This is a genomic window from Cohnella ginsengisoli (assembly GCF_029525555.1).
Classification (GTDB): domain Bacteria; phylum Bacillota; class Bacilli; order Paenibacillales; family Paenibacillaceae; genus Cohnella; species Cohnella ginsengisoli.
Window position 1 is genome coordinate 1,020,513 of record NZ_JAPDHZ010000002.1, and the last position, 18,716, is coordinate 1,039,228.

Annotated in this window: 17 protein-coding genes and 1 pseudogene; 7 read left to right on the forward strand and 11 right to left on the reverse strand. The window is 55.2% G+C overall.

Annotation, left to right across the window (positions count from 1 at the left end):
• Window positions 1–87 precede the first annotated feature (87 nt).
• Both OMP38_RS05080 and OMP38_RS05085 read right to left on the reverse strand, forming a co-directional pair.
• The gene (locus tag OMP38_RS05080; protein WP_277564141.1) at window positions 88–1,737 is read right to left on the reverse strand and encodes a response regulator; all 1,650 of its coding nucleotides are present in this window, start codon (window positions 1,735–1,737) and stop codon (window positions 88–90) included.
• A gap of 2 nt (window positions 1,738–1,739) precedes the next feature.
• The gene (locus OMP38_RS05085; protein WP_277564142.1) at window positions 1,740–3,500 is read right to left on the reverse strand and encodes a sensor histidine kinase; all 1,761 of its coding nucleotides are present in this window, start codon (window positions 3,498–3,500) and stop codon (window positions 1,740–1,742) included.
• A 212-nt stretch (window positions 3,501–3,712) separates the two neighbouring features.
• On the opposite strand from OMP38_RS05085, the gene OMP38_RS05090 reads away from it, so the two are divergent.
• The 4 genes and pseudogenes from OMP38_RS05090 to OMP38_RS05105 form a co-directional block, all read left to right on the forward strand.
• Window positions 3,713–4,390 (forward strand): hypothetical protein, encoded by a 678-nt coding sequence (locus OMP38_RS05090; protein WP_277564143.1) that lies wholly within the window; start codon window positions 3,713–3,715, stop codon window positions 4,388–4,390.
• 4 nt (window positions 4,391–4,394) lie between these two features.
• A complete protein-coding gene (locus OMP38_RS05095; RefSeq protein ID WP_277564144.1) occupies window positions 4,395–4,958 on the forward strand; it encodes a hypothetical protein in 564 nt (187 codons plus the stop codon).
• Window positions 4,959–4,989: 31 nt separating this feature from the next.
• Window positions 4,990–5,154: a hypothetical protein gene (locus tag OMP38_RS05100; protein WP_277564145.1), complete on the forward strand. Its 165-nt coding sequence runs from the start codon at window positions 4,990–4,992 to the stop codon at window positions 5,152–5,154.
• Window positions 5,155–5,181: 27 nt separating this feature from the next.
• Window positions 5,182–5,526 (forward strand): annotated as a pseudogene (locus OMP38_RS05105) (transposase); the annotation flags it as partial.
• 180 nt (window positions 5,527–5,706) lie between these two features.
• Here the strand turns inward: OMP38_RS05105 and OMP38_RS05110 are convergent.
• The gene (locus OMP38_RS05110; RefSeq protein ID WP_277564146.1) at window positions 5,707–7,380 is read right to left on the reverse strand and encodes an ABC1 kinase family protein; all 1,674 of its coding nucleotides are present in this window, start codon (window positions 7,378–7,380) and stop codon (window positions 5,707–5,709) included.
• Window positions 7,381–7,393: 13 nt separating this feature from the next.
• Entirely contained in the window at window positions 7,394–7,714 is a 321-nt protein-coding gene (locus tag OMP38_RS05115) for a phasin family protein (protein ID WP_277564147.1), read from the reverse strand.
• 207 nt (window positions 7,715–7,921) lie between these two features.
• Between OMP38_RS05115 and yhbH the strand changes: the two genes are divergently transcribed.
• Entirely contained in the window at window positions 7,922–9,067 is a 1,146-nt protein-coding gene (gene yhbH, locus OMP38_RS05120; RefSeq protein ID WP_277564148.1) for a sporulation protein YhbH, read from the forward strand.
• 268 nt (window positions 9,068–9,335) lie between these two features.
• On the opposite strand, the gene OMP38_RS05125 is transcribed toward yhbH, so the two are convergent.
• The 6 genes from OMP38_RS05125 to OMP38_RS05150 all read right to left on the reverse strand — a co-directional run bounded on the left by OMP38_RS05125 (window position 9,336) and on the right by OMP38_RS05150 (window position 16,646).
• Entirely contained in the window at window positions 9,336–11,054 is a 1,719-nt protein-coding gene (locus tag OMP38_RS05125; protein ID WP_277564149.1) for a type 2 periplasmic-binding domain-containing protein, read from the reverse strand.
• Between the two features lie 94 nt (window positions 11,055–11,148).
• Window positions 11,149–12,024 (reverse strand): carbohydrate ABC transporter permease, encoded by an 876-nt coding sequence (locus OMP38_RS05130; protein ID WP_277564150.1) that lies wholly within the window; start codon window positions 12,022–12,024, stop codon window positions 11,149–11,151.
• 11 nt (window positions 12,025–12,035) lie between these two features.
• Complete coding sequence (locus OMP38_RS05135) at window positions 12,036–12,965, reverse strand: ABC transporter permease (protein WP_277564151.1); 930 nt, start codon at window positions 12,963–12,965, stop codon at window positions 12,036–12,038.
• Between the two features lie 190 nt (window positions 12,966–13,155).
• The gene (locus tag OMP38_RS05140; protein ID WP_277565172.1) at window positions 13,156–14,766 is read right to left on the reverse strand and encodes a response regulator; all 1,611 of its coding nucleotides are present in this window, start codon (window positions 14,764–14,766) and stop codon (window positions 13,156–13,158) included.
• A gap of 1 nt (window position 14,767) precedes the next feature.
• Window positions 14,768–15,322, reverse strand: a complete 555-nt coding sequence (locus OMP38_RS05145; protein ID WP_277564152.1) for a sensor histidine kinase — start codon at window positions 15,320–15,322, stop codon at window positions 14,768–14,770.
• A complete protein-coding gene (locus OMP38_RS05150; RefSeq protein ID WP_277564153.1) occupies window positions 15,312–16,646 on the reverse strand; it encodes a cache domain-containing sensor histidine kinase in 1,335 nt (444 codons plus the stop codon). The genes OMP38_RS05145 and OMP38_RS05150 overlap by 11 nt, the downstream gene beginning before the upstream one ends.
• A gap of 264 nt (window positions 16,647–16,910) precedes the next feature.
• Between OMP38_RS05150 and OMP38_RS05155 the strand changes: the two genes are divergently transcribed.
• Together OMP38_RS05155 and OMP38_RS05160 are read left to right on the forward strand one after the other, a co-directional pair.
• Window positions 16,911–17,687, forward strand: a complete 777-nt coding sequence (locus OMP38_RS05155) for a helix-turn-helix domain-containing protein (protein WP_277564154.1) — start codon at window positions 16,911–16,913, stop codon at window positions 17,685–17,687.
• Between the two features lie 122 nt (window positions 17,688–17,809).
• Window positions 17,810–18,349 carry a hypothetical protein gene (locus OMP38_RS05160; RefSeq protein WP_277564155.1) on the forward strand — a complete coding sequence of 180 codons (540 nt, stop codon included), beginning with the start codon at window positions 17,810–17,812 and terminating at the stop codon, window positions 18,347–18,349.
• Between the two features lie 3 nt (window positions 18,350–18,352).
• On the opposite strand, the gene OMP38_RS05165 is transcribed toward OMP38_RS05160, so the two are convergent.
• Window positions 18,353–18,583: a hypothetical protein gene (locus OMP38_RS05165; protein WP_277564156.1), complete on the reverse strand. Its 231-nt coding sequence runs from the start codon at window positions 18,581–18,583 to the stop codon at window positions 18,353–18,355.
• Between the last annotated feature and the right edge of the window lie 133 nt (window positions 18,584–18,716).

Here is an 18,716-nt window from a genome sequence, read left to right on the forward strand (position 1 = left end):
TAAACTTGAGTCGTAGGCCAACTAGATTCAACTTCGTACTTTTCGTTACATCCGTCTACAATATGCAATCCGTGCGAAGAATTGTTTTTACATGTCCCGAAACTCCTGGGGCGTTACACCCATGTTTGTTTTAAAGAATCGTATAAACGACAATCGCGAATCATAGCCGACCATACTTGAAATCTCATAAATTTTTAACACGGAATGCTTCAGAAGATCTTTAGCCTTCTCAAGCCGAATCATGTTGATATATTCCGACAGACCATAGCCAGTTGATTGTTTGTATATTCTCGACATGTAAGCCGGATTAAGATGCACGTGTCTCCCGATTCTGGTAAGAGACAGATCTTCAGAAAGATGCTTCTCGATGAAATCGTTTATTTCCGACACGACATCAAGCTCATTTCGAACGTCGGATTCGGTATGATGCTCGAACATCAGCTCGGAAAGCTTTGAATAATAAGAGACAATATCGTCCCAGGAACTATTGGGATCGGCATGTGACAATTTATCCAGAACGATCGACGCGACGATTTCCCGGTTTGGCGGGTAATGGTTTAAATAAGCTAAAAAGATCGCCGCAAGCCCATGAAACATCTCAAGTTTTAAAAAGCCGGAACGCTGTTCTTCTTTCACGCCTTCCACTATTTCCTGGAACACTCTTTCGAAGTCTTGCCGTGCCCCGGTTTCCAGATAGTGGCCGAGCAAAGACATTTTTTTCATCTTCTGGCTTTGCAACCTTGATTTCGTCGAATCGACGGACATTCGTGAAGGATCGGGTACAAACCGATCTGTCAGGATGACCCCTCTTCCCGTTCCCCATTCGCTCAAAAACAATGTGCGTAAAGCGTCATAAGCAGTCGATATTTTATCCCAACGGACAGGCGTATGTCCTAACAGAAAGGAAACCGGTATTTTGAGCAAATCGCCGACGATTTTCCGGATGGATTCCAATGTGCCATATACGAAGCTCCATAATTTTTCCCAAACCTCTGATTCCTTCGGCATCTCTTCTTTCGGCTGAATCAGCCATACGACATTTGACTCGTCCGCGGCGAACGAAACAAGTTGCGCCGAAACCCGAAGATGCTCCTCGGCAATGTTTTGCAGGGCATAGAGCAACAAACGACGCTCGGAGACCTGCGATTTACCCTCCCAGGAATCAACCCGGCCGATCAACAATAACATGGGGAGATCCGCTGCGAGTTCAATTTCCATTTCTTCAAATGAATCGCGGAGTCTGGCGGCATTGTGCACGACTTCATCTTGCAAATGCATGCGAAAAAATTGCTGCCGCAACACAGGCACCGCTTGTTTCTTCTGGAGATTCGCCTGGTGCAGCCGTTTGCGCGCTTCATATTCGTCATTTAGCTCAGCGACCGCTTTACGAACAGCATTTACAATGTTGACGTCCGGTTCCGTTTTCAAAATATAGTCGAATCCCCCGCCAGAAATTGCACCTTTGACATAGTTAAAATCGTCGAAGCTGGATAGAAAAATGACTTTGCAATCCGGCCAGTACAACCGAATTTCACGCAACAGTTCAATGCCCTCCATCCCCGGCATTTTGATATCCGATAAAACGATGTCGATTTTTACCTCACGCAAAATATCGATGGCTTCGCAAGCTGAATACGCTTCATACAGTTCAAGCTCCAAGTCGCGCTGTTTGCCGAATAAGCTCATTAGACCGTCAACAATGACGGTAAGATCATCGACGATGAGCATCCGATACATGTCTAGCCCTCCATTATTTTGTTTTCCAATTTCAGACGCATCGTAACGCACATTCCGCCAAGCTGAGATCTGCCGAGTATAATGCCGCTGCCGGCACCGAACATAATCCCGATCCGCCGGTGAACGTTAATTAGACCCGTCGTTTCCTCCACCCCAGTGTCGGATGCCTCCAGAATCGCAGTTAATTCCGAAAGCTGCCTATCGGTCAAGTTGTCCCCGTTGTCCTCTACCGTTACGAATAAAAATCCGTCGTTTACGGTCGTATGCACCCAGAGCTCTCCTTGCCGAACGCGGGGTCCCAGCGCGTATTTATAAGCATTTTCAATAATGGGCTGAACAATCAAACGAGGTACTTGCAGTTGGCCGAACTGTTCTGCAAGCGTCTCAAATTCTACGTCGATGCGGGCACCGTAACATAGCGACTGGATCTCCACATAAGTTTTTGCGTGATCCATTTCTTCCGCGAGCGATATTCTGTCCTCAGCATTTCGTGTAATAAAGCGGAAGTAATCGCCCAGAAACAATACAAATTGATATGCCCGTTCGTTAGCTTCAGCCAGGATTAGACGGTTCAAACTGAAAAAGCAATTGTACAAAAAATGGGGACTGATTTGCGATTGCAGCCGCCGCAGCTCGGATCGCTGGTTTCGGATTTCTTTCTCGTACACTTCATGTATGAGCACGTCTAGCCTGGATACCATGTTGTTGAAACGATGATACAAATAGGCAAATTCATCTCTCTTTGCGACCTCTTCAATAGGCGATAAATTGCCGTTCTCGACCCGGCGGAATGCCACAACAAGCTTGCGCAGCGGAGTGTGAATAATCCGATATAACGAATACGCGAACAATACGATCATGACGACGGAAACAGCCAGCAGCAGCCAAGTCCATTTCTCGTAACTGTGCAGTGAACCAAGGATTCGTTCTTGGGGAACGTAAACAATGAGCATGATAGAAAGCGATGGCGACTTTTTATAGGAAATGATGTAATTTTTCTTGTCCAGTCTCTGCTTTGTAATCCCTGAGAGTTGCCCTTCTTTCTGTTGAAGGAATGCTAACTCTTTCATTTGTTTCAAAATACCGCTTTCTCGCTCATTCGAAATCATCCAGCCTTCAATCGGATTCACCAGAACGGAGTTGCCCTGCTCCGGGCTTACGACGTTTAACAAACCGTCACGCAGCGATTGCGTTGAAAGCTCTACCGCAATGACAAAAACGGGCATCCGACGAAAATCGGTGCTTGCCGGATAGCGCAAGCTCATGAACAGTCTGCCGCCGGATTCGATCAACCGGTTTGAATCCAAATTATTCTTGAGCGCTTCGTACTCTCCAGGCTGGATGAAGGATTGAATGTCATCCGAAGTAAGCGTCCGATTCAGTAGGGGTAGAAACACTTTCGCTTCAGCGATATACGGGCTTGACGCCTTAAGCATATGCAGTCGCTTCTGCACGGCAAGCACCTTTTCCGTTCGGCTGATATAATCGGTGCGTTCCTCCGAAATACCGAGCTCTTTCAAGTCATTGTCGATTACAAACTCGAGAGTAAGTTGATTTATCCTTTTTACTTCAGTTTCCAGCGACTGCATAAAAAATTCGTCTCTGCTTATGACCGATTTTGTAATTTCCTCTTTAATGCTAATACTCCCTTTTTGGCCTAGGATAAGGGACATAATCGAAAATGGCATGAATATGATCAACAACACCAGAACCAACTTTGTAAAAATCGACATACCGATCCGTCGAATCGCTATCTTCGTCACGCCCCTCTTTTATGCAACCGCTTCCAATTAATTTAATCATTATATGAGTCGAACTCTTTCGCTTCAAGTTACATTTTCAGTGATTTTGTTCCGTTTGTTTACTAGTTTCTCAAAGTTGCTTGATTTCTACGCTAGTCACAGGTAGAATTGCGAACAAAATGCTGAACGTCAAACAAAAGAGAATGCATGCCTAGAATGAGAACAAAGGAGACATGAACATATGGCATCCGGTGGCATCATGGACGCTTGCTGGAACCTTCCTTTTTTTACAGCGCTATGCTTGCAATCTGACGACATCCGCCTTTCCGGTACTTACGGCAAACCGCAGGGGTAACCGGACGTCAGAGCGCGAAATTCTGCTGTTCGGCGACAGCCACAGCTGGGGACAGGGCAGTCCCGATTTTGACGGACTCCATGTTTATTCGCCTCATATGGCTGTTCCGTACAATAAAGGCTACTATGCCCGTCTGTGCCGCCACGTCGAGCAAAAGTTGGAGTGGGCTTGCTCCTCCGTTTTACCTCTTTCTGCCGGAGCTTCTATAAAGGGGAGTTATTTTGTTAGTCGATTCGAGATCAAAGCCCCAATTCAATCGCCGGGCTTCTACTCGCCTGAGGTAAAGCATGACAAAGCGGTGGAGCATCTCGGATATTTGGCCGAAGAAGGAAAGTTCGGACATTCGGTTATAGTTCTAGGCCGGTTGTCCGGCGGAGTTGCCTCCGAGCCCAACTGCAGCATCACGATGGACACGCATGCCCGGAAGGTTTTTATCTCGATCTCAGCCGGACCGCACGGGGCCAAGCTAGAATTCAAGCTAAATACATCGGATTATTATGTAAAGCCCCCCGTCCTATCCGAAAGTCTACCGGGTTTCCGCGGGGCACTTTGTTGATACCATGCAACCCGACGTGGAAATCGTTCATCCCGGTACTGTAGTCATCGACACCTATGCGGAAACAATCTGCGAATATGTTTACTGCATTGACTACGGCACAAAGCAAAAGGGCATCATTTCGCTTCGGCTTGCTGGCGCACATACCGCGGCTGTTGCAACCGAGCTCGAAGATCTTATGTTTGAAGGTCCCTCTGTGTGGATGCGAGGGATGGTGTTTGAGGGTAACAGAATTCGCAACTTTGCGATGGGTGGGCATACGACAGGTCAATGGCTCGGCGATGGAAGTTTGAGCTTTCATAACGAATCGTATCCTCATCTGAACGAACTGCTGGACTATGTTCCATTTACGCCAACGCTCGCCATCATTCAGGCTCCTATCGTAAACGAATATTTGCGTCAAACGGAGTTAACTGTCTTTCTAGATCAACTTACACGCCTGATCGAAAAATTGAACGGTCATTTAAATCCGGACAATGACCGCAAAATGGACGCCCTGATTTTTTCAACGCCTGGCGATCAAAACATATTGTATAGGGGGGGCTCAATCCCAACCTATTTCTTATGAATCCTACTATGAAGCGATCCATCGCTACTGTTTGAAATTCGGCTATGGCTATATCGATTTTCAACGTTATTTTGCGGATGCCGTCGCTGCCGGTATCGATCATGATCTGCTTTACGACGATGCCATGCATCCCAGTCCATTTGTCAACGAATTCATAGCCAAAGGATTGATTAATGCCTTTGATATGCTTTGGTAATAAACATTCGGTCATCAACCATTACTTCTTGAGCAGCACATCGCCAAGTTCGGCAAGGCCCAGCATGCCGTGGCAACCGACCGGGGTTTCGCGAGCGCCGCTAATCAGAAAGCAGCCGAAACCTTTGGCATCGCTCGCGTCAGCATGCCCACTCGCGGTAAGAAAAGCAAGAAAAGAACCGAACACGAGAAGCAGCACTGGTTTTAGAATCTGCAGCGTTATCGCGCGGCGGGCGAAGCGAAAATCAGTTTGCTTAAACGCAAGTACGGCCTTGGTCGAAGCCGGTACAGGGGCCTTACCGGCTCCAAAACATGGGTCGGCTTCGGAATTTGGGTCCATAACCTCAGAAAAGCTGTCCAAGTGACCAAATAATCAGGAAGACGTTTGCCGCCGACTTCCTTCAGATTCGAACTCTTGGTCGACACCCTTGTCTTAAGCTAATGACTACTGCTCCCTTCGCCATTCGGGACTTTCCCCTATAAATACGCCCATACTGGGCGCACAACAAAATCGCGATCGGCATCGCAGCCGTCGCGATCGTATTAAACGAACCTAAAATCTCCCGGAACGAATAATAGCGTAGATGAGCCAGCCGAACATGAGCGCGGCGATGACGAATCCCGTCTCGATGATGGGGAATCGCCAGATCGTCGTCTCCGCATGTCCGAGCGCGGCGCCGATGATGAGCCCCGCCATGATGATGCTGAGGGCCAGCAGCACGATGCTGAACGACAGTCGGTTGCTGATCCGGTTGAGCTTGCGCGTCATCGCGTCAAGGTTCCCGATCTCGACCTCCGCGCGGACGCGGCCCTTGTGGACGAGCGACGACCATTGCCGTAGCCCCGCCGGCACGTCGCGGATAAGCTCCACGAACTCGGGCGCTTCTTCGATCCACGCCTTGGCGATCCGCGCGGGATTCAGCTGCTCGCGCAGCAGCTTCTTGCCGAACGGCTCGGCCACGTCGAAGATGCTGAAGCCGGGTTCGAGCGCGGACACGACGCCTTCCATCGTGAGCAGCGACTTGCCGAGCAGCGTGAGCTCGGTCGGTACGCGTATCTGATGCCTGAACGCGACCGCGAACAGGTCCTGCACGGCCTCGCCCATCGAGATTTGATTGAACGGGACTTTGTAATATTTCTCCCTCATCTCGTCGATGTCGGCGTAGAGACGCTCCTCGTCCGCGGACTCGGGGATGACGCCCATATTGCCGATCGCCCGGACCACGCCTTTCGTGCTCTGGTTTTTGAGCGCGATCACGAAGGCGGCGAAGTTGCGCTTGGCGGTCGGGGTCAGCCGTCCGACCATGCCGAAGTCGAGCAGCGCGAGCCGCCCGCCCGGGAGCGCGAGCACATTGCCCGGATGCGGATCGCCGTGAAAAAAGCCTTCCACGAGCGCTTGCTCGAAGATCGTCTCCGCATAGCGTTCGGCGAGCAGACGCCGGGGCATTCCCGCAGCGTCCAGCTGCGCCCGGTCGGACAGCTTGATCCCTTCTATGTAATCCATGGTCAGGACGCGCTTCGAGCAGAAGTCCCAATGAATATTCGGCACTTCGACATGCGCCCACCGCTCGCTCATCCGGGCGAACCGCTCGCCGTTGCGGGCTTCCGCGCCGTAGTCCAGCTCGGTCCGCAGCGCCCTCGCCAGCTCCTCGACCATATCCCTTAGCCGATACTGTCTCGCCCAATCGAGACGATGCTCGGCGAGCCGGGTCAGATCCGCCAGGATCTCGAGGTCCGTCTCCATTTGCGCCGCGATGCCCGGCCGCTGTACCTTCACCGCGACCTGCGTCCCATCCGCCAGCACCGCGCGGTAGACTTGTCCGATCGACGCGGCCGCGATCGGCGTCTCGTCGAATTCGGCGAACAAGGCACCGACGGGGGCGCCAAGCTCCCGCTCGATAATCCTGGCCGCCTCCGCAAAGGCGAAGGGCGGCACTTGGTCCTGCAGCTGCTCGAGCTCCTTCAAAATCGAAACCGGGATCAGATCCGGCCGCGTGCTGGCGAGCTGCCCGAGCTTCACGAAGGTCGGGCCGAGCTCCTCAAGCGCAAGCCGGAGCCGGGCGCCGATGCTTTTCGCCTTGATATCCTTGCGCTCCGCGACGCGGAAGATCGCCAGCTTGTCGACGAGTCCGAGCTCGTCGGACACGTAGCCGAATCCGTTGCGCGCGAGCGCCGCCGCGATCGTCCGGTAACGCCGAAGCTGCCGTAGCCTTTTTCCCGCGCTCATAAGGGCACCGCGCTCACATCTCGGACGGACGCATCTCGGCCTGACGCATCTTCTCTTCGAGCGCTTCGAGCCTCAGCTGGATCGCCGCCAGCTCCTCGCGCGTGACGAACCGGCCGTCCCCGCGGATGGCGCTCGCCTTTTCCTGGGCCATCGACTCGATCTTGCTCCGTGCCTCCGCGCCCTTGCGCAGCAGTTCGTCGACCAGCCCCTTGGACTCCTCGCGCCCGACTTCTCCTTTTCGCACCAGCTCGTCGACCGTCTTCTCGATTTGCTCCTTGCTTGCGACGACGACGCCCAATCCCAGCGAGATCATTTTATCGATCGTGTCCTTCACCCGTCTCATCGCTCCTTTTCGTTTGTCATCATTTTCATGATGATTCAAAACCTTCTTTTTCATCCCTTTACCCCATTGTATGCGAGCCAGAATCGGAAAATCAAACAGCTCGCGCGGACGCCGCTCCAATTCGCACACATCGTATGGCCGGAGCCGAATATATTAAATGCATACCGGAGCTAAGGCCGAAAAGGGGTGCGAAAAATCGTGAACAAGCCGTCCTTTATTTTGTCGAGAGAAGATTGGTCGCTTCACCGCAAGGGCTACCAGGACCAGTCGCGTCACCAGAAAAAAGTCCGCGAGGCGCTGAAGCAGAACCTGCCCGACCTGCTGTCCGAAGAAAACATCGTCATGTCGAACGGCAAGCAGATCATCAAGATCCCGATTCGCAGCATGGACGAATACCATATCGTTTACAATCATAATAAGAAGAAACACGTGGGGCAGGGGGACGGCGACAGCCAGGTAGGCGACGTGCTCGGGACCGATCCCGCGGCGAAAGGCGGCAAAGGCGAAGGCGCGGGCAGCGAGCCGGGAGAGGACGTCGTCGAAGCCGAAATCTCGATCGCGGAGCTCGAGAACTTGCTGTTCGAAGAGCTGGAGCTGCCGTACCTGAAGCGCAAAGACAAAGAGATCATCGAATCGACCGAGATCCGGTTCACGGACGTGCGGCGCAAGGGCATCATGTCCAACATCGACAAGAAGCGGACGATCCTCGAGAACCTGAGGCGCAATTCCCGCGACGGACGGGCCGGGATCGCCGGCATCTCGCCGGACGACCTGCGCTTCAAGACGTGGGAAGAGATCGTGAAGCCGCAGAACAACGCCGTCATCATCGCGATGATGGATACGTCCGGATCGATGGGCTCCTTCGAAAAGTATTGCGCGCGTTCCTTCTTCTTCTGGATGACCCGCTTCCTGCGGCGGCAGTACGAGAAGGTGGAAATTGTCTTCATCGCGCATCACACCGAAGCCAAGGAAGTGACCGAAGAGGAGTTCTTCACGCGCGGGGAGAGCGGCGGCACGATCTGCTCGTCCGCCTACATCAAGGCGCTCGAGATTCTCGACAGCCGATATCCGTCGTCGAGCTACAATATCTACCCTTTTCACTTCTCGGACGGCGACAACCTGACAAGCGACAACGAGCGCTGCGTGCGGCTGATCAAGGAGCTGCTGAATCGCGCCAACATTTTCGGCTATGGGGAAGTCAACCAATACAATCGCTCGAGCACGCTGATGTCGGCTTACAAGCATCTGGACCATCAGCAATTCCTCTATTACGTCATCCGGGAAAAGTCCGAGGTATATAACGCGCTGAAGACGTTTTTCAAGAAACGGGAAGCTGTCATATAAAAGAGAAAAGCGATCGCCCCAGCCGGGGCGATCGCTTCTTCGACGTATGCAGAATAAAGAGAAGGAGATGAACCTCATGATCTCATGGAGCCGCTTGGTACGGAGCTTAACGGTCGGGATGCTCGTCGCCGCGCTCGCGATCGGCCTGCTGCCCTTCCTGTTCGCCGATCTGATGGGCGACTTGAACGGCTTGACCGATCTGGATTCGAGCCCCTTTTACATGTTAATCAACAAGTTTATCCGTTGGGGGGAAGTAGCAGGCTACTGCTTACTTCAGGCCTTTCTTCTGAAGGTCGGCCATATGGCGCTGGTACATGACCTTCTCGACCTTCTGCGCGCCGACTTGGTCCATCTGCTTGACGAAGGCGTCATAAGCGGCATTGAACTCATCGTCCGACTTCGCCATCACGAGCTTCGGAATCGTCTTGTTCCACAAATCCTTCACCTTCGTATTAATTGTGCCCTCTTGGGACGAGCCGTCCGGCTCCAGGTTCTCCATGCCGAGCGAATAGCTGTCATAATCGTACTTGGACAACAGCACCGATGCGTCGTATTGCTCCGGCTGGCTTTCCTTCAGGTCGCGCGCGGCAGCGTCGTCCCATTGTTTGCCCGCTCTCCAGAGCAGCGTCGAATCGTCGAAGCCGTATTTCGAATTGAACGTGGCGTTGTCGTTCAGCTTCATGTTCAAAATATCAGTCTTAAGCTTCGGCAGTCCGTCCACCATATCGTACGTCTCGCCTTCCGTGCCGTACCGCATGTCGAGCTGTCCTTCATCCGACCAGGCGTACTCGGCAAACTTGATGATCCGCTCGGGATTTTTGGCGTTCTTCGTAATGAAGAAGCCTTGCCAGCCCATCAGGCGGCTCGCCGGGTACCGCGGATCCTGGCCGTTCGCCTTCAAGCCGTCAAGCACCGTATAGGTCTTGTCTTTGCCCAGCGCGGTTTGGATCTTCGGATTGAACATCGTGTACATGTTGGTCATGAATTGGGAGGCGACCGCGTACTGTCCGCCGTACAGCTTCTCCTCGTACTGCTCCTGCTTGTAAATGAGCAATTGCGAGTCCAGCAGGCCGCCGCGGAACAGCTGATTGAGATAGCGGAATGCGTCTATGAAGCCCTTGTTGCGCATCGGGTATTCCACGATTTGCTGATCGTCCTTGACCTGTTCCTCCAACAGATGAGGAGAGAAGGAATAAATCAGGTAATCCATCGAATTGCTGCCGTGGAAGCCGTTCTGGGCGACGTCGAAAAATTCGAGACCGACTGGACTAACGTCGGGGAACTTCTCCTTCGCCGCTTTAAGCGCGTTCATCAAATCGTCGGTCGTCTCGATCTTCGGACTGCCGATCGCCTTATAAATGTCGGAGCGGATGAACCACGGGCGGATCGGCACGATCGGCACGCCGCTGGTCAGGCGATCTTCGGTCTCGTACAGGTTCGGCAAATACCAGAGCTTGCCGTCAACGGAATGATACTTGACCATGTCCGGATCGAGCTGCGATTTGAATTCCGGCGCGTATTTGTCGACCAGCTCGTCAATCGAGTAGACCATGCCGTTCTGGATCAGCTTCGTGACGGCGGGGTTGTTCCAGTCGAGCATAATCGTATCGGGCAGGTCGCCCGCCGCGATCATCGTGTTCAGGTAATCGTCGTCGCTGCCGGTCGCCAGCTTACGGTCGATCGTAATGCCCGTCTTCTGCTTCACCAGATTCATGGCGAATTGATCTTTCCATAGATAGTTGGACGCCCAGTTGCCGTAGAAGTATTGCGTAAACGTAAACGGCGACGTATCTTTCTTCCATGCCGGCTGCGAAGCGTCGGACGAGCCGGATGCGGAAGCGCTTGCGCTTGCGGCAGCGCTCGGCGCGCTCGTGCTTGCCGATCCGCCGGCGCTCGGCGTTGCATTGTTGTTGTTCGAGCTGCAGCCTGCCAGCATCGCGGCGAACAGCACCGCCGCGGCGCCTGTTTGGATTCCTTTTCTTATCATGATGCGACCTCCCTTGAAATGATGAGCTAGATCGAGCTTGCTCTATGCTTTGAACGGCCGAAGCCGGTTAAGCCGAAAGTTTGGTAAAGCCAATTCATCCCTTGACCGAGCCGATCATGACGCCCTGGACGAAGTATTTCTGCACGAACGGATACGTAAAGACGATTGGCAGCGTCGTGATGACCATGGTCGCCAGCTTCAGCGAGGCGGCCGTGACCGAACCTAAGCCAAGCTGGCTCGCGATGAGGCTGACGTTGCTATTGGAGCTGATGATCTGCATCAGGATCTGCTGCAGCGTCAGCAGCTTCTCGCCGCCGAAAAGCATCGCATCGTACCAGGCATTCCAGTGGAAGACGGCGTTGTACAGCGCGACCGTCGCCAGCACCGGCTTGGAGACCGGCAGCACCAATTGGAAGAAGATGCGCAGGTCGTTGGCGCCGTCGATTTTCGCCGATTCTTCGATCTCCTTGGGCAGCGCACGAAAAAAGGTAAGCATGATGATCGCGTTGAAAACGTTAAACAAATTCGGGATGATATAAACCAGAAAGTGGCCTTTCATATGCAGGTACTTCGCGACGACCAGGTAGTAGGGAATAATGCCGCCGCTGAAATACATCGTAACGATGGCCATCATGAGAAACAGCTTGCGTCCCACCAGCTCGGATTTCGAAATGCCGTAAGCGAACGCGCCCGTGAATAACACGGCGGCCGCCGTGCCGATGACCGTTCGCGCGATCGTGACGATAAAGGCCCGGATCATGCTGTCGTCCCGGAAAACGACCTTGTAATTCTCGACGGAGAATTCGCGCGGCCAGAACGTAATGCCGCCGCGGGCGGCGTCCGCCGGATCGTTAAACGAGGTGACGAGGATATTGTAGAACGGATACAGCGTGCAGACGCACAGGGCGATCATCAACAACGCGTTGAATGCGTCGAAGGTTTTTCCGCTTAGGCTTCGCGAGGTCAACATCGGCTTTCCTCCTAAAACAAGCTTTCTTTAGTTATTTTCCGCGACGAGTAGTTGGCGAGGTACATCAGCACGAACGCGACGAGCGACTGAAACAATCCGACGGCCGTACCGTACGAGAATCGGCCGGATACGAGGCCCATCTTGTAGGAATAGACGGACAGCACGTTGGCCGCATCCTGGGTCATCGAGTTTTGCATCAGATACATCTGATCGAAGTTCGAGTTGACGAGACCTCCGATCGACAGGATCAACAAGATAATGATGGTCGGTTTAATCGCGGGAAGCGTGATGTGCCATACCCGCTGGAAGCGGTTGGCGCCGTCCATCACGGCGGCTTCGTACATCTGCGGATCGATGCCGGCGATCGCCGCCAGATAGATGATCGAGTTCCAGCCGATATTTTTCCAGATCTCGGTGATGACGACGAGCGCCAGGAAGGAATGCGCGCTGCCCATCAGCATCGTCTCGTCGCCGATAAGGCCGAGTTTGACGAGCAGTTTGGCGAGCACGCCCGTATCCGGATCGAGCAGCGTATACATGAGGCCGACGACAAGCACCCAGGACACGAAGTAGGGCAAATAAGTGAGCGACTGTACGACGCGCTTGAAGCGTTTGAAAACGAGTTCATTTAACAGCAGGGCAAGCACGATGGGCGCCGGAAAACCGAAGACGAGCTTCGCGACGCTGATCTTGAACGTGTTCGACAGCGATTCCCGGAACGTCGGGTCGTCGAACAGCTCCTTGAAGTTGGCGAGGCCGGTCCAGTCGCTATGGATGAATCCTTTGAAAGGCGTGTATTCCTGGAAGGCGATGATGATGCCGTACATCGGAACGTAGTTGAACAGGATCATCCAAAGGATCGCCGGGAGCGTGAGGATCATCAGATACCGCTGCAACCAGATCCGCTTCGTCAGGCTGCGCTTGGCGGGTATACTGCTCATGGCTTTCTTCCTTTCCGCTTTGACTTGGGTTATGGTGTACTCCCATTATAGAAAGCGCTATCAACCTATCGATATACAAAAAATCCACACGAATATCAAAATCCAACGACGTTGTCGTAAAATGCTTTCGTAAAACGGAATCGTCGAAACAAAAAAGTCCAGGTGCCTAAAAAAAGGCGCCTGGACCTCTTCACCGCCGGGTCATCTCCTGGTATTCGCCCGGCGTCATGCCGTAAGCGTTTTTGAACAGCGTGCCGAAGTAGGACGTGTTCGGAATGCCGACGCGTTCGGCGACGGCGGAAACGCGCAGCCCCGTCGATCGCAGCAGCTCCTCGGCACGGGCGAGCCGGTAATCCTGAATATATTCGGTCGGCGTTTTCCCCATTTTCTTCTTGAACGTGGCGCCGAGATGATTGGGCGAGACGAAGGTTTCCCCTGCGAGATAAGCGAGGCCCAGGCTCGGGTTGCCGTGCCGCTCCTCGATCAGCCGAAGGACCCGGTCTACGATATAGTCGTCTTTGTTCTCCCGCTTATCGCGCAGAATCTTGGCAATCCGGCGCAAGGCGGTCTGCATGCGAACGCGAAGTTCAAGCTGTCCCTCGCTCGAGAGCAGCGCCTCGAACCCGTATCCATCCTCGCCTCCCGCCGTCGACGCGGCGGGAGACGCAAGCGTCGACAAACCTTCGACGAGCCCGCCAAGCAGGCTCGTTGCGTAAGCGCGGCCTGCCCCCGGATACGCGGCGACGAGGGCAAACAGCTCGTCCAGCGTCTCCTCCGCCGCCCGCTCGTCGCCGCTGCCGAGACTGCTGCGAACCTGCTTCGCCAGCTCCTTGAAACGGCGGTCTAACGTCTCCGCTTCCGCGGCAAAACGCGCCCGCTCCGTCTCTTCGTCGGCAGCTTCCGCCACGCCCTTGCGTCCGCTCCATACGGCGAACCGAAGCGCCTTGGCCGCCTCCCGGTACGATTCGCCTACGGCCGGCAGCGCCGTCGCGGTGCCGCCGACCGCAACCGTCCACCCGCCGTCCGGCGACGGCGCCTGTCCGGCAGACAGGTCATGAAGCAGCCGCGTCGCGAGCTCGCGCTGAGACCCGGTCTCTTCCGCTCGAAGGCCGAATAGAATCGCGGCTTCCAAGACAGCGCCTTCCCCGGACATATATGCGATCGCGGGGCGCCGAAGCGCCAGCTCCGCTCGCTCCTCGAAGAAGACGGCGTCCGGTCGGCCCGATGCTTCGGGCGCCCGGACGATCCAAACGCCGAATGCTTCGGGAGCCGGCCCGCCGGCTGCTTCGGCCAGCGCTTCTTCGAGGACCGCGGCGTCTTCCCCGGCCGGATCCCGATCGGCGAGCAGGGCGGCCAACGCCGTTCTAAGCGATGCCCGCCGTCCTTCTTCGCGAGCCTTGCGCCCTTGTTCTTCGCTGCCGCGCCGCCGCGCGGCCTCCTCGCAGTCGATCGCGATCCGGGCCAGCGTCGCGCGCAGCTCCTCCTCGTCGATCGGCTTGAGCAAGTAGTCGACGACCCCGAACCGAATCGCGTCGCGCGCATATTCGAAATCGTCGTAGCCGGTCAGCACGACGAAGCGCGCGTCCGGCAGCTCCCTGCGGATAATCTTCGCCATCTCGATACCGTTCAGGCCGGGCATCGAGATGTCCGTAATCACGATATCCGGCTCCATGGCGGTCGCCTTCTCCAGGCCCTCCATGCCGTCGCAAGCCGTCTCGACGGTGCCGATGCCAAGCGTCGGCCAATCAAAAAGCTCCGCGAGTCCTTCCCGCTCCCAACGCTCGTCCTCGACGATCAGCATCTTAAGCAATGTCCGTCCTCCTCCTTGCCGCAAAAGAGATCGTAACGACCGTTCCGATACCCGGACGGCTGAACAGCTCCAGGCTGTGGCGATCCCCGTGCATCATGCGCAGACGTCCCATAATATTGGCCAGCGCGTACCCGCCGCCTTGCGAGTCGACCGGCCGGCCCTCCTTCAACTCGCGCAAGCGGTCGCCGCCGATTCCGACGCCGTCGTCGACGATCTGCAGCACGACCTGCTCCGCCTCCAGCCTGGCCTTAATGAAGATGGTGCCGTGCGCCCGCTTGGGCTCGATGCCGTGTACGAGCGCATTCTCGACGAGCGGCTGCAGGATGTTTTTGACCGTAATGAATTCTCTGACCCGCTCGTCCACCTCGAAAATCACATCGAATCGGTCTTCGAAGCGGAATTTCTGGATCGCCAGATACGCCTTGACCATGTCCAACTCGTTCCCGATCAACGTCTCCGAGCTGCCCTTGTTCAGCACCAATCGATAGAACTTCGCGAGCGAATCGGAGATGCGGACGACCTCCGGCGCCTTCGCCTTACGCGCCACCCAAGAGATCGTCGCCAGCGTGTTGTAAAGGAAGTGGGGGGTTGATCTGAGACTCCAGCGCCTTGACTTCCGCCTCCTTCTCCAGAAGCTCGGCTTTGTAGACGGTCTCCACGAGCCCGTGGATCCGTTCGGTCATATGGTTGAAACTCAGCGCCATCTGCGAAAATTCATCGTTCCAGACGACGGGCACGGACACGTCCAGCGACCCCTCCCGCACTTGCTTCATGGCCTTCAGCAGCACCTTCATGCGGGAGAGCAGCTTCGCCGTGACATAGTAGACTAATAGGCTGAGCAGCAGCAGCGCCAAGGCCAGGACCACGATGGTCGTACGGATGGACTCGTACACTTTGTCCAGCACATGGGCGAGGGGAAAGACGCCGACGACCCGCAGACCCGGACCCGGGAGCGGGATCGAGATGACGATGGAACGTTCGCCTCCTACCGATGCGATCCGGTTGACGCTGACGTCCAGGGGCAGGCCGGTCAGGTCCAGCTGCTCCAATCGCTTTCCATAGGCGTTCGGCACGTTTTCGGATACGATCCGGTCGCCGCCGTCCGCGACGAATACGTCTCCGATATCGGTCGAGACCGAATCCACCAGCGTTTTGAACAGCTCTTTAGCCGTAATTTCGATTTCGACCATCCCGGCGACTTCATAGTTGCGGATGGAGTACACCTTCCGGTTGAAAGACAGCACGTCCGCGGTCGCGGTCAGATCGGGCCTTACAAGCAGCACCTTCTCCTTGTGCAGGTCCCGCCATGCCGAACGGAGCGCATGGTTTTCCAGGATAGGCCGATACTGCGGGTCGTCCTGAATCCGCTTCATGCCGTAAAAGCCGTCGTACCCGCCGTACAGCTCCGGGATGGTCGGATTGCCCATATAGACATGAATCGAATGAATATAAGGATTCTGCCTCATGATATTGTCCAGAATCGGCGCGATATTGTCGCGGTAGTCTTGAAGCTGGATGCTTTCGATCATGAAATCGCTGTCAAGAAACGTCTGCATGCGCGAGTCGAACGCGATGATCTGGGAGATGTTCTCCGTCATCGCCACCTTCTCTTTGATGCTCTCCTTCGTCTGCAGCAGATTTTGCTCCAACACGGTCTGAGCCTGCTCGATGGCCGAATTCGCGGCCTGCCGGTACAGCATATAGCCCGTGACGGCCAGCGACACCAGCAAAATGGATACGTAAATGGCGACAAACTTGTAGATGACGCTCCAGTTGTGAAAAAATCGCGTAAAACGCTTCATGAAGCTCATCGTATCATTCCCGTCGCGAAGATCGAAGGGCTGCCGACTGGCGAACGCGCGCTCGGCCATGCGGGGCAATCCGCCGTATCGCTAATATAAACGCTTTCAGCAATCGGAACAATAGCTTTGTAAAATCGCGGATACGGTTATGCGGCGTATGGCGGTCAGACAAAAGACCGCCTCCGGAATGGAGCGGGCGTTGGCGACGAGGGGCATTCGAGCGGCGGCTCATCTGTTATAATCAATGGAGCATATAAAATAATGAAAGCAGGCAACCGATGGAACACTACCGCAAACAGATGATGCTGACCCAACTGGACAAAAAAACTGCCGATGTACATCGAGGCGTTCGGATGGAATGAAGGCGAAAGCGAGTTCGATCGTCCCGACGGCTATCACTGCTACCATTGGCTGCATACGACGGCCGGGGCGGGAGAATTCCGTTTTTCGGGCCAAAAGATCACGTTGTCGGCCAATGAAGGCCTATTGCTGAAGCCGAACGTTCCGCATTTTTACACGCCGTTGACCGATCCGTGGTCCACCTGGTACGTCACGTTCGGAGGCGCGCACATCGGCGCGATTCTTGGCACGCTGGACTTGGCGGAGTCGACGGTCATCAGCTGGGAACCGTCGTCGCCGCTGGCGAGGGTGCACAAAAAGGCAAGCAAAATAGCCGGCGCTCCCTTCGGATTCGCCGGCCTGGACAGCTCCGTCATGCTGTACCGCTTCCTGACGGATATTAAAAAATTCGGCCGCGCCGACAATATGCGTTCGCTGTCGCACTACCACGAGCGACTGCTGCCGCTGATGCGCTACCTGGAGGAGGTGTATCGCGATCCGGCAGTCGGACTGGAGGATATGGCCAGGTTCGCCGGACTTAGTCCCCAGCATCTGAATCATCTTTTTCGCGCGGCGACCGGCATGAGTCCCTACCAGTTTTTAATCCATCTGCGCATTCAAAAAGCGAAGGAAGAGCTCGTCGGTCCGGGCGATCTGACGATCAAATCCATCGCGGTCCAGGTCGGCTTTCTCGATGCCAGCCATTTCGTATCGACGTTCCGCCGACTCGAACAAAAAACGCCCGAGCAATACCGCAGGCTTCATCGCTGACAACAGCGTCGACGTATCGAGCAGGTTCCTCGCGAACGTAAAGCTGCTTCATCTGCTTCGTCTCCAGTTCGCGCAGCTTGACGCCGTTCAGTTATCCGAAATTGTATCTGGTCGAGGCTGGAATGCTGAAGGCGCTTGACGCGCCCGGAGCGGGCAAGGGGGGCGGCTTCGCCACGGTCTTTATCGATACGTATGCGCCGGTCGCCGAGGAGCGGGTGTACGCGATCGATTTCGGCATGAAGCAAACGGGCGAAGTCGTTTTTCGTCTGGCGGCCGAACGTTGGGAGAACGGAACGCGGGAGAACGGAACGCGGGAATCGGCGCCGAATTCGAGGTGCGGGAAACCGCAAGGGGGCAAGGCGGTCTTGCGCGGGGTCATCCCCGATCTGAATCGCATTCGCAATTTTGCGATGGGCGGCCATACGGTCGGCCAATGGCTCGGCGACGGCACGGCCAGCTTTAACGACGGCCCAGACGGCCACTTGGACGAGCTGCTCCGCTACGTCGCCTTTAAGCCGGCGCTGGCCGTCATCCAGGCGCCTGTCGTCAACGAATATTTAAGGCAGACGCCGATCCGCGACTTCGAAGCCGCGCTGGAGACGCTCGCGCTGCGCCTGAACGGCCATTTAACCCCGACGGCGGCCGGCGGACCGACGTGCTGATGTTTACGACGCTCGGCGAACGCGGCATCGCCTTCGAAGGCGCGCCTTCCTCTCCCCCTCTCCTACGAGGACTACTACGAGGCCGTTCGCCGCTTCTGCGCCCGGAGATCGTTCGGGCTGATCGAATTTCATCGCTTTTTCGAAGACGCCGTCCGGGGCGGGCTCGTCGATGTCGAGCTGCTGTTCGACGACGCCATCCACCCCGGTCCTTTCGCTAACGAGCTGATCGCGCAAGGATTGATCGCTGCATTTGAACTTGTGCGGTAGTTGTCTATGGACCCCCTTATTTCTGTTCCAAAGGCTGTTGCGGTCCGCTCGCGGACCCAGGCGCCGTTATTTCGGGAATGCGTGTCTTTTTTAGCCATCA